Below are 16,623 nucleotides of genomic sequence, written 5' to 3'. Positions count from 1 at the left end.
GTGCAGCGTCAGTCGATGTAACGCAGGCCAGCCTTTTCCAGGGGCTCGCGCATCTTGTACATGTCCAGACCCAGCACACCGGAGGCCAGCTTGGCGCGCTTTTCGCCTTCGAAGCTCTCGCGCTTCTGGGCAGCTTCCAGCACCTGGGCAGCACGGGCGGCGGGCACGCAGACCACACCGTCGTCGTCGGCCACGATCACGTCACCGGGCGTGACGATCTGGCCTGCGCACACCACGGGGATGTTGACCGAACCCAGTGTCGCCTTGATGCAGCCCTTGGACGAGATGGCCTTGCTCCACACGGGGAAGTTCATCTCCTGCAGCGTCTTCACATCGCGCACACCGGCGTCAATGATCAGCGCACGTGCGCCGCGCGACTGGAAGCTCGTCGCCAGCAGGTCGCCAAAGTAACCATCGGTGCACTCGGCGGTGATGGCGGCCACCACGATGTCGCCGGGCTGAATCTGCTCGGCCACCACGTGCATCATCCAGTTGTCACCGGGGTGCAGCAGCACGGTCACTGCCGTGCCGGAGACCTGGCAGCCGGAATAGATGGGACGCATATAGGGCTTGAGCAGGCCCACACGGCCCATGGCTTCGTGCACGGTGGCAGAGCCCAGTGCTGCCAGACCGTCAGCGGCTGCGCGGTCTGCGCGCTGAATATTGCGATACACCACACCCAATTCGTACATGACTGATTCCTTTTTTAAAAAAAAAGATAGCTGCCAGCGCTTGCAAATAAAAGAATTCAGATACTTTTCTATCCAAAACCCTTATATAACAAGCGCAAGGCGCTCTGTTTTTTACTTACCTTGTGCCTTCAGGGCTGTGTCCAGACGGCTGAACACGCGGCGTGCATTGCCTTCGTAGACCATGTGCTTTTCTTCCGCCGTCAGGTTCTGCGTGGCTTCGATGTAGCGCTTGGTGTCGTCGTAGTAATGGCCGGTGCGTGGGTCGATGCCGCGCACAGCGCCAATCATTTCGCTGGCGAACAGAATGTTCTTGACGGGGATGACTTCCGTCAGCAGGTTGATGCCAGGCTGGTGGTAGACGCAGGTGTCAAAGTAGATGTTGTTGAGCAGGTGCTCTTCCAGCAAAGGCTTTTTCATCTCCTGCGCCAGACCACGGTAACGGCCCCAGTGGTAAGGGGCTGCACCGCCGCCGTGGGGGATCAGGAACTTCAGGGTGGGGAAGTCCTTGAACAGATCGCCCTGGATCAGCTGCATCACGGCCGTGGTGTCGGCATTGATGTAGTGCGCGCCCGTGGTGTGGAAGCACGAGTTGCAGCTGGTGGAGACGTGGATCATCGCGGGGATGTCGTACTCCACCATCTTTTCATAGATGGGGTACCAGCTGCGGTCGGTCAGCGGGGGAGAATTCCAGTGGCCGCCCGAGGGGTCGGGGTTCAGGTTGATACCGACGTTGCCGTATTGCTCCACGCACTTGACCAGCTCAGGGATGCAGGTCTTGGGGTCCACGCCGGGCGACTGGGGCAGCATGGCAGCGGGAATGAAGTGCTCAGGGAACAGCTGGCTGACGCGATAGCACAGCTCGTTGCAGATGGCTGCCCAGGTGGCCGAAGTTTCAAAGTCACCAATGTGGTGGGCCATGAACGAAGCACGGGGGCTGAAAATGGTCAGGTCCGAGCCGCGTTCCTTCATCAGGCGCAGCTGGTTGCTCTCGATGCTCTCACGGATCTCGTCGTCGCTGATCTTCAGTTCAGACACCTTGGGCGCCACGCTGGGGTCCTTCAGACCGGCAATCTGGCGATCGCGCCAGGCACCCAGTGCTGCAGGCGCCGTGGTGTAGTGGCCGTGTACGTCAATAATCATGGCGAATTCTCCTTGTGAGAAAGTTTTCAATGCGAAAGTGCAGCAGCCTTGTTACGAGCACGCGGCTCAGTCCTTGGGGCTGCCCCAGTGTTTGACCAGCAGTGCGACCATGGCCACCACACCGGCCATGGCAACGACCGTAAAAATCTCGCTGAAGCTCAGATCACGCGCGGCCAGTTCGGCCACCAGGAACGAGCCTGCGATACCGCCAAAGCGGCCAATACCCAGCATCCAGGCCACGCCCGTAGCACGGCCGCTGGTGGGGTAGAAACCCGCAGCCAGTGCAGGCATGGACGACTGGGCCGTGTTCATGATGGTTCCGGCAATGAACACCACCGCCACCAGGCCACCCAGATTGCCGGCCGACTGACCAATCCACCAGATGCTCACTGCCGTCAGCGCATAGCCACCAGCAATCACGGCTGTGGCGTTGAAGCGATCCATCAGCCAGCCGCAGAAAATCGCCCCCACGCCACCCAGCGGGAAGAGCGCAGCCACCAGGGTCGCTGTCTTGGGGTCCAGCCCACCTTCCTTGAACAGCACGGGCATCCAGTTCATCAGCGCATAGAAGATGACCAGGCCCATGAAGTAGGCAATCCACAGCATCACCGAGCCCAATGCATAGCGCTTGGACAGCACCACGGCCAGGCCACTCTGGCCTTGCTCGACCTGCTTGTGCTCGGTCATCACAAAGCGCTGCACGCTCTGCAGCGACTTGCCCGTAATGCTTTGCATCACCGCGCGAATGCGCTGCACGTCATAGCCCTTGGCCAGCATGTAGCGCACCGACTCTGGCAGCAGCAAAACCAGCAGCACCAGCAGCACCAGCGGTGCAATACCGCCCAGAATCAAGACACTGCGCCAGCCAAAGTTGGGAATCATCCAGGCGGCCAGAAAACCACCCAGGGCCGAGCCCAGCGGGAAACCACAGAACATGGCGTTCGTGAGCATGGAGCGGCGGGCATCGGGGCAGTATTCGCTCATCAGGGTCACGGCATTGGGCATGGCAGCGCCCAGACCAACGCCTGTCACAAAGCGCCAGATGGTGAGCTCTTCAATGCTGTGCGACCAGCCAGACACCAGACAGGCCAGCCCCATGACCAGCACGGAGGCAAGCAGCACGGCCTTGCGGCCAAAGCGGTCTGCCAGCGGCCCGGAAGCCACGGCCCCCGCAGCCAGACCAAACAGCGCAGCGCTGAGCACTGGTGCCAGCGCAGGTTTGGAAATGCCCCACTCGCTGATCAGCGAGGGGGCGATATAGCCAATGGCCGCTGTATCAAAACCATCGAGCAGCACGATGGTGAAACACAGGGCAAAAATGACCCATTGAAAACGTGAGAACGGATGCTCGTTGAGCACGGTCTGGACATTGACCGCATCGGTACGGTCAGCAGTGTCCGCCTGGGGGGCTTGGGTCATGACAGTCTCTCAATTTCTTCTAACGCGCACACCAGCCACGGCGCGAGTGGCATGCATGACCGTGCACCGCAGCGCACGGACATGGTAGGAATCAGCCCCCAACCGCCGCCATGCCCTGACGCTGCTTGGCCTCGGTCGCCGCAGGGGACGCCATGAAGGCCAGCAGACGCTGCACAGTTTCGGCATGCTGGGTCGTTGCAACCACAGCACCGGAAAACACCGTATCAATGGCCACGGCCTGCGGCAGCGTGCCCACGATCTGGATGCCCGGTACATGAATCAGTTCAGACAGCTGCTGAAAGCCCAGCGCTACAGCACCACGAGCCACCAGCGAGCCCACGGGCACGCCGGGGCGGGCCTGCACCATGCGCGACTGCACCTGGGCAGCAATGCCCCAGCGTTCTAGCAGCTGCAGCAAGGCCAGACCACTGGGGCCGGTCGAATAACCAATGGCGGAGGCGTTCATGACGGCCTGGCGCAGGGCCTCTTCGGTGCTGATGTCGGGGGCCTTGGCACTGGCTGGCACAGCCACAGCCGTGCTCGAGAGCATCAGATCCACCTGGCTGCCGGCCAACACATGGCCGGCATTGCTCAAATTCTGGATGGCGTTCGAAGCCAGGAACACCACATCAAAAGCTTCCCCATTACGCACACGCTGTGCCGCATCCACGCCACCTACAGACTCGATGTCGACAGGCTCACCGCCTTGTGCCTGCCATGCCTGCACCAGATCCGCCAGCACCTGACGGGTGGCCATGGATGAAATACCTCGTAATACAGCGCTCACTGGGGTGTCTCCTCTGTTCTCATGGGCGCAGGCGCCTGGGCACTGCGCTGCTGTTTTTTTTTGATCTCTTGCACCCATTGTGGGGCCATCCTTCCCCATGGGCTAGGAGAAGGTAGCGCTATCAGCTATGCCGTGACGGCATAGCTCTCAGGCTTACAGCAAAGGCAGACCCACGTAGTTTTCGGCCAGCGAGGTCGAACCTGCCTGCGAGCGCACGATGTAGCCCAGCTCGGCTTCCTGCACCTTGACATCAAAGTCATTCATGTCAGGGAACTTGTGCATCAGCGAGGTCATCCACCACGAGAAGCGCTCGGCATTCCAGATGCGGCGCAGGCAGCGCTCGGAGTAGGCATCAATGCCTTCGCTGCTGCCGCTCTGGTAGTACTGCTTCAGACCGGTGTACAGATAGCCCACGTCGGACGCAGCCAGGTTCAGGCCCTTGGCGCCAGTAGGGGGCACGATGTGCGCTGCATCACCCGCCAGGAACATGCGACCAAAGCGCATGGGCTCGGTCACAAAGCTGCGCAGCGGTGCAATGCTCTTTTCCAGCGAAGGACCGGTGACCAGACGTTCACGGGCTTCGGGGTCCAGACGCAGCTTGAGTTCTTCCCAGAAGCGCTCGTCGCTCCAGTCTTCCACCTTCTCGGTCAGTGGCACCTGCAGGTAGTAGCGGCTGCGAGTCTGGCTGCGCTGGCTGCACAGCGCAAAGCCGCGCTCGGTGTGGGCGTAGATCAGCTCTTCGCTCACGGGAGGCGTGTCGGACAGCAGGCCCAGCCAGCCAAACGGATAAACCTTTTCAAAGGTCTTGATCTTGTCCTTGGGTGCGCTGGCGCGGCAGATGCCATGGAAGCCGTCGCAACCGGCGATGAAGTCGCACTCGATGGTGTGCTGCACGCCATCTTTTTCATAGGTCACGCGCGGTGCATCTGTCTCGAAGTCATGGGGCTGCACCTTCTGCGCTTCGTACACCGTGGTCAGACCGGCCTTGGCACGCACTTCCATCAGATCGCGCGTCACTTCCGTCTGGCCATAGACCATCACACGCTTGCCGCCTGTCAGCTCATGCAGGTTGATGCGATGGCGCTTGCCGCCAAACAGCAGCTCAATGCCGTCATGGGGCAGACCTTCAGCGTGCATGCGCTCGGCAGCACCGGCTTCTTCCAGCAGGTCTACGCTGACCTGCTCCAGCACACCTGCACGGATACGGCCCAGCACGTAGTCGCCGCTGCGCTGCTCCAGGATGATGTTGTCAATGCCAGCCTTGTGCAGCAGCTGACCCAGCAGCAGACCGGCAGGGCCTGCACCCACGATGACGACGGAGGTACGCATCTCAAATCTCCTTGAATGTGTTCATTTACAACAGCACCAAGACTAGTTTTGATACGTATCAACCCAAACAGGCAATCTTGCAAGCTTGCGCGATGATCGTGCAAGTTGTGCGATGTTCGCACAGAACCTGAAACACATGCCCCCTATCGCCCACGCTGATTTCATCGCTGGTCTGGCCAAAGGCCTGGCCGTGCTCGAGAGTTTTGATACTGAGCGCCAGCGCCTCAATGCCACCCTGGCGGCGCAGCGTGCCGGTCTGACCCGAGCTGCTGCACGCCGCCATCTCTTGACACTGGCCCATCTGGGCTATCTCGAAACCGATGGTCAGTATTTCTGGCTGGCGCCCAAGGTACTGCGCCTGTCCGGCAGTTATCTGGCATCGGCCCGCCTGCCGCGCACCATGCAGCCCACACTGCAGCGCCTGAGCCAGCTCACGGGGCTGTCATGCTCCACCGCCGTGCTGGATGGCCATGAGATGGTGATCGTGGCACGCAGCAGTGCACCGCAGCAGACCATCTCGCGCCTGGCCTATGGCCTGCACCTGGGCAGCCGCCTGCCAGTACATGCCACCTCCACCGGCCGCATCATGCTGGCCAGCATGGAAGATGCCGAGCTGCACCAGTGGCTGGCGCAGGCCTCGCTGCCTAGGCTGACGGCCTATACCGTGACCTCGGCCCAGCAACTGATGTCACTGCTGTACATGGTGCGCCAGCAGGACTTTGCCTATGCGCGCGAAGAGCATGAGATTGGTGTGCACGCTCTGGCCGTGCCCCTGCGTGATCTGCATGGCCGCACCGTAGCCGCACTCAATGCCGTGGGCAGCCCCAGCGGACACACCCAGGACTATCTGGAGCGTGAAGTGCTGCCGTTGCTGCAGGATGCGGCGCGCGAACTACGCACCATGCTGTGAGATGCGCGCCTTGCTCTGCGCCACGGCCTGCAGGCACAGGCGGCGCAGCACTTCTGCGGTGCGCCGCATCAGCGGGGTCGCCTGCCGCTTGGCAGACTGCACCAGACACAGCGTACTCATGATGTGGGGCTCCACAATGGGCACGATGGCCAGCTGCTCATCCATGGCGTCCTGGCTCAGCGCACTGGGCGTGAGCGTGGCAAAGCCATAGCCGCTGCGCACCAGGTCCAGAATGGCAGGCACGCTGGACACTTCCCACACCACGTTGAGCTTGACCTGCGACAGCGTGGCCTGCGCCTCCATCAGCTTGCGAAAGATCTGCCCGCGCTGGGGCATGATCAAGGGGTATTGCGACAGCTGCGCAAACGGCACCTGCTGCAGATCAGGCATGCGCTGCACCGGCCCGACCAGACACAGCGGCTCCTGCTCCACAGGCATCACTTCAATGTGCGGCTGCGGCTCGGGCGTGTAGACCAGGCCCAGGTCCATGCGACCGGTGGTCAGCCATTCGGCAATATTCACGGAAAAGCCTTCACTCACGGCCAGCTTGGCCTTGGGCATTTCCCTGTCAAACGTGTCAATCAGGGACAGCGTCAGCCGCCGCGCCAGGCTGGGCGGCAAGCCCACCACGATGCGTCCCACCGGCTCGTCGCGATGGCTGCTCAGATCTTCCTTGGCCAGGGTCACGCGCTGCATGATGGCGTGGCCATGCTCCAGCAGCCTGCGGCCGGCATCCGTGAGCGTCACGCCACGGCCTGTGCGGATCAGCAGGGTTTCGCGCAGCTCGGCCTCCAGCGCCCGCACCTGTCGGCTCAGGGCAGGCTGGGCAATGTCCAAAAGCATGGCTGCCTTGCTGAAACTGCCGGTCTCGGCCACGCATACAAAGGTTTCAATCTGCTGGAGGTTCATGAATTAAGGGTTTGCACCCATCTGATATGTATTTTCAGCATAGCTGCTAGGCAGTGGCCCCATTAGACAGGGCGCCGTGCATGGACACAATCTATGCTTGGAACCAGTCTAATTGAGACTTGACACTGCACAGCACAACACAACAAGGAGACCAGCTATGCAACCATCGAACAAGATGAATCGCCGCCAGGCCGGATTTGCGCTGGGCGCCCTCGCCCTGGCCAGCATGACAGGCCTGCGCGCACAGACCCCGGCCAGCAACTGGCCTACCAAGCCGGTGCGCATCATCAACCCCTTCCCCGTTGGCGGTGGCCCTGATGGCACTTCGCGCATTCTGTCAGACAAGCTGGGCCGCCTGTGGAAGCAGTCGGTCGTCGTGGAAAACCGTCCCGGCGGCAACGGCTTCATCGCCATCAACGAATTCAAGCGTGGTGCAACCGACGGCACCGACATCATCCAGCTGGACAACGTGCACATCGCGGCCTACCCCGCACTGTTCAAGAAGCTGCCCTACGACGTAGAGAAAGACTTCAAGATCGTGCTGCCGCTGTTTCGCACCTACTTCTTTGTCTGCGTGCCCAACAACAGCCCCTACCAGACCATGGCGGACCTGATTGCAGATGCCAAGGCCCGTCCCGGCGAGCTGAACTATGGTTCTTGGTCCGTGGGCAATCCCGTGCACCTGGGCTCGGCTTTGCTGGAGTCGCTGACCGACACCAAGATGGAGCACGTGATCTTCAAGGAAACCAGCCAGCTCTATCAGAGCGTGGCCAATGGCGAGCTGAACTTTGCCCTGGGCTCCTCCGGCACGGCAGGCCCGCTGGCACGCTCTGGCAAGCTGCGTTTCCTGGCCGTGATGGCACCTGAGCGCCTCAAGGGCTTTGAGGATGTACCCACCATTGCCGAGTCCGGCGGCCCTGCTGACGCCATCGTGACCGGCTGGAATGCCTTTGCCGTCTCGCCCAAGACACCAGATGATGTTGTCGCCAAGATTCGCCAGGACGTCACCAAGGTGCTGCGCGAGCCAGATGTTGACCCCAAGTACCAGACTTTTGGCTATGTGAGCTACTTCCCCACAGACGCTGAGTTCCAGCAGTTCATGCAGGAAGAGTCCAAGCGCTTCAGCAATGTGATTCGCCGCGCGAATATTTCGCTGTAAAGCAGTGCTTCCTTGGTAAAGAAAGCTGCCGGTGGTGGACGGCAGCTTTTTTTACGCCTGCGCTTGGCGCTCCAGCGGCAAGGCGCGCATGGGCCTGCCGTAGATGCGAGCAATACGCTCCTGCAAAGGCGGATGGGCATCCAGCCAGTGCTCCAGCCTGCTGCTGTGTGGTGTCTCTGCCAGCAGCATGTGCTGCACCAGCGGGTGATCCAGCCCCGTGTGGCTGCGCCGGTCAGACTGCCAGCCCCCTGCATGCTGCTGGGCCTGCAGACGCTGCATCAGCACTTTGCGCAGCACGCCGCCCAGGGCATCGCGGCTGCGCGTCCATTGCACGGCACGTGCATCGGCCAGGTATTCGCGCTGGCGCGAGACAGCTGCCTTGAGCAGACGCCCGCCCAGAAAGCCCACAAAGCCTGCTGCCATCACCGCATTGCCAAACCACCAGGCCAGTGCGCCGCGCTCGCGCAGGTTTTCGCCAAAGTGGTAGACCAGCTCCAGACCGCTGACCATGCCAGCCAGCCGCATGTTCAGCACGGTGTCACCTTCCTTGAGGTGTGAGAGTTCATGCGCCACCAGCCCCTGCATTTCATCGCGGGTGAGGTAGTCCAGCGCCCCCTGGGTCACGGCGATGACGGCGTCTTGCTGCGTCCAGCCCGCAGCAAAGGCATTGATGGCATCCGCACGCGCCAGCACCACCACCTGCGGCGTGCGCATCTGCGCAGCAATACACATTTCCTGCACGATGTTGCACAGCTGCTGCTCAGCCAGCGCACTGCCGGGCCGGGCCTCTCGCGCCCCAATGCGCTGTGCCAGCTTGCGCCCGCCTTCGCTCAGCTGCTCATAGGTCAGCCACCAGCCGCCCAGAATCAGCAGCAGTGTCACGCCCACATTGGTGGCCACAAAACCACGCGGATAGTCGAGCCCCAGCGGCGCAAACAGCAGCCACCACGCCAGCGTCAGCCCGCCATGCACGGCCAGCAGACTGGCCAGCACGCACAGCACAAACAGCAGCACCAGCCAGCGCGTGGTACGCCGCGCATTGCTTTGCCAGTCCCAGAATGACATACAGCGCCCGATTGCTTAAAAGCGCACGCTAGGGGCCTGGCGCTCTTGCTCGTTCATCGTGGACTGCAGCATGTCCATGTGCGCAAAACCGAGCAGGCGGGCCCAGATCAGATCAGGGAACTGGCTGGCCTTGTTGTTGAAGGCCATGACCTCGTCGTTATAGGCCTGACGGGCAAAGCCAATGCGGTTTTCGGTACTGGCGATCTCTTCGCTCAGGCTTTGCATCTGGGCATCGGCCTTGAGTTCCGGATAGGCTTCTGCCACCACCATCAGACGGCCCAGACTGCTACCCAGTGCCTGCTCGGCCGCAGCCAGCGCCCCCAGTGCCTGTGCCTGCCCGGTATGACCACGCAGCGCTTCGCTGGCTTGTACGGCCTGACTGCGTGCCCTGGCCACTGCTTCCAGCGTGCTGGCTTCGTGCTGCATGTAGCCACGTGCGACTTCCACCAGATTGGGGATCAGGTCATGACGGCGCTTGAGCTGCACATCGATCTGTGACCATGCGTTTTCCACGCGGTTGCGCAGCAGACGCAGGCGGTTGTAGACCGCAGCCCCCCACAGTGCCAGCACGACCAGCAATGCAAGAACAACAATAAACGTGCTTCCCATCATGCCCTCCCTGTCCGTTAGCTTATTGGATATGTAAAGGGCATCTTATCCAGCGCGTGAAGCATCACCAACCGCTGGCAGCAGGCGTTGCTTACACGCCGCGGTTGCGCATCCAGTCCGCGGTCTGCATGAAGCTGTGGTGCAGACGTGTGCGCAGTGCCTCGGGCACTTCGGTTTCCAGCATGGCCTGATCCATGCACGCCACCCACTGGTCACGCTCCTGAATGCCGATGGAAAACGGCATGTGGCGCATGCGCAGGCGTGGATGGCCAAAGCGCTCGACATAGTAATCAGGACCGCCGAGCCAGCCGCACAGAAACCAGAACAGCTTCTGGCGCGCATCCTCCAGCGTGGAGCCATGCGCAGCGCGCAGCTCCTTGTAGCCGGGCTCCAGATCCATCAGGTCATAGAAACGGTCCACCAGCCGGCGCACTGGCTCTTCGCCGCCCATCCATTCAAAGGGCGTATCAAATGGTGGTTTTTCTTCAATCTGCATGACACACAAGACTCAAAAACAAGCAGCCCACCGAAATGGCAGACTGTCTGTGTCAAGTGTGCCAGTTGTGCGCTGTGGCTGCCAGGCCAGGGTCATGCCAGACGGCGCTTCTGGGCTTCGTGTGCGGTCTGGCAATCGATACAGCGCTTGGCTGTGGGAAAGGCCTGCAGGCGTGCCGCAGCGATGTACTTGCCGCAGTCCAGACATTCGCCGTAGCTGCCATCGGCGATGCGCTGCAAGGCGGCGCGTACGTCCTGCAGTTCCTGCTGGTCACGCATGCGCTCGGCGTGGCGCACCTCGCGTGCGGCTGAGGCACCGCTCTGGTTGGCATCAGGCTCGGGCGGCAAGTCTTCCAGTGCCTGGGCCTGCTGGGCGTTTTCTGCATGGACGGCGGCAATTTCCTGCTGCAGCTGCTGTTCACGCTGGTGCAGGATGTGCTCCAGCGCCTGGATCTGGGTGGTATTCAAGCGTGTCATGCCCCCAGCATGCGCCGGAACCCGGTTGGATGCAATGGGGGCGACACGGGGTTTGAGCCAGCACAAAAACTATGAAAAAACAAGCATCTAGCGCTTGCAATGCTTAAATTTCAGAATGTTTTCTATCTGAAACCCAGTAAATTCAAGCGCTAGCAGCTATAGCTAAAAGAGCAGCACCAGATCCGAAAAAACAAACGCCCCGGCAAAGCCAGGGCGCATGCTGTATCGAGCGACTGCAGAGGCTGCAGCGCACACCGCTCACATCAGGTGTTCTTGCTGATGGTGATGGTGGGGAACTTGGCCGAGAAGTCCTTGGCCTTGCTGGCGATCTTCACGGCCACATCACGGGCCAGCTTCTTGTAGATCTGCGCAGCTTCGCTGTCGGGGGCAGCCATCACGGTAGGCATGCCGCTGTCCGCCTGCTCACGGATCTGCATGGACAAAGGCAGGGAGCCCAGGAAGTCAATACCCCACTCTGCAGCCAGCTGCTTGCCGCCGTCCTGGCCGAAGATGTGCTCCACATGGCCACAGTTGCTGCACACGTGCATGGCCATGTTCTCCACCAGGCCCAGGATAGGCACGCCCACCTTTTCAAACATCTTGATGCCCTTGCGTGCGTCCAGCAAGGCGATGTCCTGAGGTGTGGTCACAACCACGGAGCCGGTCATGGGCACCTTCTGGCTCAGGGTCAGCTGGATGTCGCCGGTGCCTGGAGGCAGGTCGATCACGAGGTAGTCCAGATCCTTCCAGTTGGTGGCGCGCAGCATCTGCTCCAGCGCCTGCGTTGCCATGGGGCCGCGCCAGATCATGGCTTCATTGGGGTTGTTCAGCAGCAGGCCAATGGACATGATCTGCACGCCGTAGTTTTCCAGCGGCTCCATGGTCTTGCCGTCAGCGCTCTCGGGCTTGCCATTGACGCCAAACATCATGGGCACGCTGGGGCCGTAGATGTCTGCATCGAGCACCCCTACGCGCGCGCCTTCGGCGGCCAGCGCCAGTGCCAGGTTGGCCGTGGTGGTGGACTTGCCCACACCGCCCTTGCCAGACGCCACGGCAATGATGTTCTTCACCCCGGGCACCAGCTGCACGCCGCGCTGCACGGCATGGGCCTGCACCTTGGTGTAGACGTTGGCGGACACGTTTTCCACCCCGGGCAAGGTCTTGGCGGCAGCAATCAGTTGCTTGCGATAATCGGCAACCAGGCTTTTGGCGGGATAGCCCAGCTCTACGTCAAACGCCACGTCACTGCCGCTGATTTGCACATTGCGCACGGCGCGCGTGCTTACAAAATCCTTGCCTGTATGAGGATCGATCACAGTGGCCAGCGCGGCCAACAAGCCTTGTTCGGTAAGAGACATGTCGTTGTAGTACTTGTGGTTAGGTGGGTCTGAGAAAATCAGAGCCCTGAAGTCTATCGAAGCCCTTCAACCCATGTGGTGAACGGGTTCTTGTCCTTTTGGTGCATGCTGCGCCCCCATTGCCTCTTCTAGCCTTGAGAAAGATTTGCCTGCCATGAAATTCAAAATGGCCGAAAACTCCCTGTTTGCCATCTTGCTGCGCTCACGCTGGTGGGTGAGCTTTCTGGTCGGTGCCGTCTGGGCACTGCTGGCTGCTGCCCTGGTGCCAACGCCTTACAAGATGGTGGCCATTCTGGGCTCACTGCCCTTCTGGGCACTGGGCTTTGTGGCCTTTGTACGCCAGTATGACCAGCCCACCCCCCGCCAGCAGCAGGCCCTGCTGGCAGATGCTGCCAGCAAGAACTGGCAGGAATTTGCCGACCACCTGCAGCGTGCATGGGTGGTAGAAGGCTACGAAGTACAGCGCAGCAAGGACGCTGCCTATGACTTTGTGCTGCAGCGCAATGGCCAGACCACGCTGGTGGCAGCCAAGCGCTGGAAAGCCGCGACCCATGGTGTCGAGCCCCTGCGCGCCCTGCATGCGGCCATGCAGTCACAGCAGGCCCAGGTCTGCGCCTATGTCTGCCTGGCCCCGCTGCAGGACACGGCACAGCGCTTTGCCGATGAGCAGCACATCGCTGTGCTCAGCGGCCTGACACTGGCCACCCTGCTGCAAAAGCCGCTGATGGCCCAGCCCTGAGCCATAGGGCTTCTGGCCTGACAGGCTGCCGCGCTGTCAGCAGCCTGTCACCTACGGCACTTGGTGCGTGCCGTGATTTATGACACCACCTGCCCCCAGCAAAAACTGGGACGGCAAACGCCGCCAGCACTTGCAGCAACTTGGCAGCCTCGGGCTGCTGGCTACTGGCAGCTTGAGCAGTCTGCATGCCCTGACTGCCCAGGCACAGGACAGCCAGCTGCCTTTGCACGTGCTGCTGATTGGCAATGCCAACTACCAGCGCAATGCCGTGCTGCGCAACCCTGCCCGTGATGTACAGCTGCTGGCGCAGGCCTTCGGGGCACGATGCGCTGGGTGCAATGGACGTTTGACCACCTGCCGCCATGGCTGATCCCTGCCTTTGTCTACGCCTCTGCGCTGAGCATTGTTGCCAGCGCCAGCCACAAGTACCTCTACAACTGCCTGATGGTCAGCGAGTGGCAGACCTGGGCTATTTTTCTGAGCGGGGTGCTTGCAGGCTTGGCCTGGCAGAACCTGTGCCAGCACCTTGCCAGACAGCCGCGACTGCCCATCAAAGCCGCAGCCCTGGCTCGCAGTCTGAGCGGCACCAGCCTGGTCGTCGGCGCAGGCACCGCCTGGCTGCTTTATGAATACAGCAGTCTGCGCTATGCCTCGGCCGGCATGTGCTCCCGCCTGGGCGTGCTGGACCTGAATCTGCAGCCTTTTTTCCAGCGCATGGCCTTGCTGACTGAGCAGCAGCTGCACCTGGTTCCCCTGCCCGCCTTGCTGACGGCCGTAGCATGGGGGCTTTTTGTGGGCCTGATCGTTCTGATAGAAAGCCGCACGGCAGTCACTGCGCTGGCTGAACTGCTGCGCCAGACACAGCGCCATGCACAGGCAGAAACTCTGCACACCCCACTGATGCGCTGGAATGCAGGTTGCCAGGCCTTGCTCACCCCAGCCACTACGATTGCCAGCAGTGTCTCCCAGGCGCGCAGCCAGATGATCTGGAGCCTGTACCAGCCTAGCGCCATGGCCGTGCTGCTGATCTCGGTCGTCACCGGGCAGACGCTGCTGGGCTTTGTGATTCCTGCCATCTGGTCCATAGGCATGCACTGGTGGCGCATGCGTAAAACGCCTTGTCCTTCCTAAGCATTGCAGGACATTTCTTGCTGCAGGCACTGGCACTTTGAGCCGGTCTTTTCAAACCACAACCTCGGTCATAGCCGCATTTGCTGCACAGGCGCGCTTGGGCTTCTAAAATCTTGGGTTGCTTTTCACTGCCCAACGAGAAGGCCCTCATGTCCCAACGCAAGATTTTTGTCACCACCGCCTTGCCGTATGCCAACGGCAATTTCCACATCGGCCACATCATGGAGTACATCCAGGCCGACACCTGGGTGCGTGCACAGCGAATGCAGGGCAATGCCGTGAACTTCGTGGGCGCGGACGATGCCCACGGCGCGCCCATCATGATTGCCGCTGAAAAAGCTGGCAAGACTCCCCAGCAGTTCGTGGCTGATATTGCGGCCGGCCGCAAGCAGTACCTGGACGGCTTTCATATTGCCTTTGACAACTGGAGCAATACCGACAGCCCCGAGAACCACGAACTGTCCAAGCAGATCTATCTGGATCTGAAAAAGGCCGGTTTCATCGAAACCCGCACCATCGAGCAGTTCTTCGACCCCGAGAAGAACATGTTCCTGCCCGACCGTTTCATCAAGGGCGAGTGCCCCAAGTGCCACGCCAAGGACCAGTACGGCGACAACTGCGAAGTGTGCGGTGCGGTCTACGCCCCTACCGATCTGATCAATCCCTTCTCGGCCCTGTCCGGCGCCAAGCCTGAGCTGCGTACCTCCGAGCATTTCTTCTTCAAGTTGTCGGACCCACGCGCCGTGGAGTTCCTCAAGGAATGGACCCAGAATGGCCAGCACGTGCAGCCCGAAGTGGCCGCCAAGGTCAAGGAATGGTTTGGCGTGCGCACCAACCCTGATGGCACGACCAGCGAAGGCCTGGACGACTGGGATATCTCGCGAGATGCGCCTTACTTTGGCATTGAGATTCCCGATGCCCCCGGCAAGTACTTCTATGTGTGGCTGGATGCGCCCGTGGGCTATCTGGCTTCGCTCAAGAACCTGCTGAATCAGCGCGGCGAAGATTTTGACGCCTACATGGCCGACCCCAACCTGGAGCAGTACCACTTCATTGGCAAGGACATCGTCACTTTCCACACGCTGTTCTGGCCTGCCATGCTCAAGTTCAGCGGCCGCAAGACACCTACCAAGATCTGCGTGCATGGTTTCCTGACTGTGAACAACGGCCAGAAGATGTCCAAGAGCCGCGGCACGGGTCTGGACCCGCTGAAGTACCTGGCGCTCAAGATGAACCCCGAGTGGCTGCGCTACTACCTGGGCGCCAAGCTCAACGGCAAGAACGAAGACATCGACTTCACCGCCGAAGACTTCATGCTGCGCGTGAACGCTGACCTGATTGGCAAGTACGTGAACATCGCTTCGCGCGCTGCAGGCTTTATCTTCAAGCGCTTTGAAGGCAAGCTGGGTCAGATCTCTGAAGACGGCCAGGCCCTGCTCGAAGCCCTGCGTGCACAAAAAGACGCCGTGGTTGCTGCCTATGAAGCACGCGACACGGCTCGCGCTGCCCGCGAAATCATGCTGCTGTGCGACAAGGTCAACAGCTATGTGGATGCCAACAAGCCCTGGGAGCTGACCAAGCAGGAAGGCATGGACGCTCGCCTGCAGGACGTGTGCTCGACCTGTATCGAAGCCTTCCGCCTGCTGACCGTGTACCTCAAGCCCATGCTGCCCGCGGTCGCTGCGCAGGTAGAAGCCTTCCTGAAGATCGACGCACTGCAGTTTGCCGACGCTGACCGCCTGCTGGGCGCTGGCCACGCAATTGGCAAGTACGAACACCTGATGCAGCGCGTAGTGCCTGAGCAACTGGAAGCCCTGTTCGAACCCCCAGCAGCCCCCGAACCTGAAGCTGTGAAGCCCGGTGGCGAAGAGATCGCCCCCACCATCACGATTGATGACTTTGCCAAGATTGACCTGCGTATTGCCAAGATCGTCGAGTGCAAGGCGGTGGAAGGCTCTACCAAGCTGCTGCAGCTGACACTGGACGTGGGCGAAGGCAAGACACGCAATGTGTTCTCCGGCATCGCCAGCATGTACAAGCCCGAGCAGCTGCAGGGCAAGCTGACGGTGATGGTGGCCAACCTGGCGCCCCGCAAAATGAAGTTCGGTATCTCCGAAGGCATGGTGCTGGCGGCCAGCCACGCCGACAGCAAGGTAGATGCAGGCATCTATGTGCTGGAGCCCTTCCCCGGCGCCCAGCCCGGCATGCGTATCGGTTAATTGCACACACCCCACAAAGCCCTTGCAAGCACTGCCTGCAAGGGTTTTGTTGTTGCAGCCCATCACTGCCACTCATCCATCTTTTTACGCATTCCGCGATCCAATCCCTCTCAGAACACGAAGGCAAAACAAGTTGCGCAGTCACTGACTGACTCATCAGAAAATTTGCCATAAAGGCTTATATT

Annotated in this window: 17 protein-coding genes; 6 read left to right on the top strand and 11 right to left on the bottom strand. The window is 60.8% G+C overall.

The features are described from left to right. Positions 1–8: 8 nt before the first annotated feature. The 5 genes from ligK to pobA form a co-directional block, all read right to left on the bottom strand. Positions 9–692 (bottom strand): 4-carboxy-4-hydroxy-2-oxoadipate aldolase/oxaloacetate decarboxylase, encoded by a 684-nt coding sequence (ligK, locus tag B5M06_RS09330; protein WP_054065629.1) that lies wholly within the window; start codon positions 690–692, stop codon positions 9–11. A 111-nt stretch (positions 693–803) separates the two neighbouring features. Further along, entirely contained in the window at positions 804–1,832 is a 1,029-nt protein-coding gene (locus B5M06_RS09325; protein WP_054065628.1) for an amidohydrolase family protein, read from the bottom strand. Positions 1,833–1,898: 66 nt separating this feature from the next. Next, complete coding sequence (locus B5M06_RS09320; protein WP_054065627.1) at positions 1,899–3,251, bottom strand: MFS transporter; 1,353 nt, start codon at positions 3,249–3,251, stop codon at positions 1,899–1,901. Between the two features lie 91 nt (positions 3,252–3,342). After that, on the bottom strand, positions 3,343–4,038 hold the full coding sequence (locus tag B5M06_RS09315; protein ID WP_080025210.1) for a substrate-binding domain-containing protein: 696 nt from the start codon (positions 4,036–4,038) through the stop codon (positions 3,343–3,345). A 153-nt stretch (positions 4,039–4,191) separates the two neighbouring features. Beyond that, positions 4,192–5,367 (bottom strand): 4-hydroxybenzoate 3-monooxygenase, encoded by a 1,176-nt coding sequence (gene pobA, locus B5M06_RS09310; protein WP_054065625.1) that lies wholly within the window; start codon positions 5,365–5,367, stop codon positions 4,192–4,194. A 136-nt stretch (positions 5,368–5,503) separates the two neighbouring features. On the opposite strand from pobA, the gene B5M06_RS09305 reads away from it, so the two are divergent. Then, positions 5,504–6,277 (top strand): IclR family transcriptional regulator domain-containing protein, encoded by a 774-nt coding sequence (locus B5M06_RS09305; protein ID WP_054065650.1) that lies wholly within the window; start codon positions 5,504–5,506, stop codon positions 6,275–6,277. Here the strand turns inward: B5M06_RS09305 and B5M06_RS09300 are convergent. Then, positions 6,260–7,186 (bottom strand): LysR family transcriptional regulator, encoded by a 927-nt coding sequence (locus B5M06_RS09300; RefSeq protein WP_054065624.1) that lies wholly within the window; start codon positions 7,184–7,186, stop codon positions 6,260–6,262. The two genes, B5M06_RS09305 and B5M06_RS09300, sit on opposite strands and share 18 nt — an antisense overlap. 157 nt (positions 7,187–7,343) lie before the next feature. On the opposite strand from B5M06_RS09300, the gene B5M06_RS09295 reads away from it, so the two are divergent. Then, on the top strand, positions 7,344–8,345 hold the full coding sequence (locus B5M06_RS09295; RefSeq protein WP_054065623.1) for a Bug family tripartite tricarboxylate transporter substrate binding protein: 1,002 nt from the start codon (positions 7,344–7,346) through the stop codon (positions 8,343–8,345). Between the two features lie 51 nt (positions 8,346–8,396). Here B5M06_RS09295 and B5M06_RS09290 read toward each other — a convergent pair whose 3' ends face one another. From B5M06_RS09290 to apbC, 5 genes are all read right to left on the bottom strand, one after another. Continuing rightward, on the bottom strand, positions 8,397–9,410 hold the full coding sequence (locus tag B5M06_RS09290; protein ID WP_054065622.1) for a M48 family metalloprotease: 1,014 nt from the start codon (positions 9,408–9,410) through the stop codon (positions 8,397–8,399). Between the two features lie 15 nt (positions 9,411–9,425). Next, on the bottom strand, positions 9,426–10,019 hold the full coding sequence (locus B5M06_RS09285) for a LemA family protein (RefSeq protein ID WP_054065649.1): 594 nt from the start codon (positions 10,017–10,019) through the stop codon (positions 9,426–9,428). 91 nt (positions 10,020–10,110) lie between these two features. Next, positions 10,111–10,515, bottom strand: a complete 405-nt coding sequence (locus tag B5M06_RS09280; RefSeq protein ID WP_054065621.1) for a group II truncated hemoglobin — start codon at positions 10,513–10,515, stop codon at positions 10,111–10,113. Between the two features lie 92 nt (positions 10,516–10,607). Beyond that, complete coding sequence (locus B5M06_RS09275) at positions 10,608–10,991, bottom strand: TraR/DksA family transcriptional regulator (protein WP_054065620.1); 384 nt, start codon at positions 10,989–10,991, stop codon at positions 10,608–10,610. 263 nt (positions 10,992–11,254) lie between these two features. Beyond that, entirely contained in the window at positions 11,255–12,349 is a 1,095-nt protein-coding gene (apbC, locus tag B5M06_RS09270; RefSeq protein ID WP_054065619.1) for an iron-sulfur cluster carrier protein ApbC, read from the bottom strand. A gap of 154 nt (positions 12,350–12,503) precedes the next feature. Here apbC and B5M06_RS09265 point away from each other — a divergent pair, with 154 nt between their 5' ends. From B5M06_RS09265 to metG, 4 genes are all read left to right on the top strand, one after another. After that, positions 12,504–13,088: a restriction endonuclease gene (locus B5M06_RS09265; RefSeq protein ID WP_054065648.1), complete on the top strand. Its 585-nt coding sequence runs from the start codon at positions 12,504–12,506 to the stop codon at positions 13,086–13,088. A 79-nt stretch (positions 13,089–13,167) separates the two neighbouring features. After that, complete coding sequence (locus B5M06_RS09260; protein ID WP_054065618.1) at positions 13,168–13,458, top strand: caspase family protein; 291 nt, start codon at positions 13,168–13,170, stop codon at positions 13,456–13,458. Then, on the top strand, positions 13,413–14,219 hold the full coding sequence (locus B5M06_RS09255; protein WP_054065617.1) for a hypothetical protein: 807 nt from the start codon (positions 13,413–13,415) through the stop codon (positions 14,217–14,219). The genes B5M06_RS09260 and B5M06_RS09255 overlap by 46 nt, the downstream gene beginning before the upstream one ends. A 149-nt stretch (positions 14,220–14,368) precedes the next feature. After that, complete coding sequence (metG, locus tag B5M06_RS09250; RefSeq protein ID WP_054065616.1) at positions 14,369–16,438, top strand: methionine--tRNA ligase; 2,070 nt, start codon at positions 14,369–14,371, stop codon at positions 16,436–16,438. Positions 16,439–16,623 lie beyond the last annotated feature (185 nt).

The sequence above is a fragment of the Comamonas kerstersii genome, assembly GCF_002056725.1.
GTDB classification, from domain to species: Bacteria; Pseudomonadota; Gammaproteobacteria; order Burkholderiales; family Burkholderiaceae_C; genus Comamonas; species Comamonas kerstersii.
The sequence above is the reverse complement of the archived record's forward strand: the minus strand, read 5'-3'. Positions and strand labels throughout refer to the sequence as shown.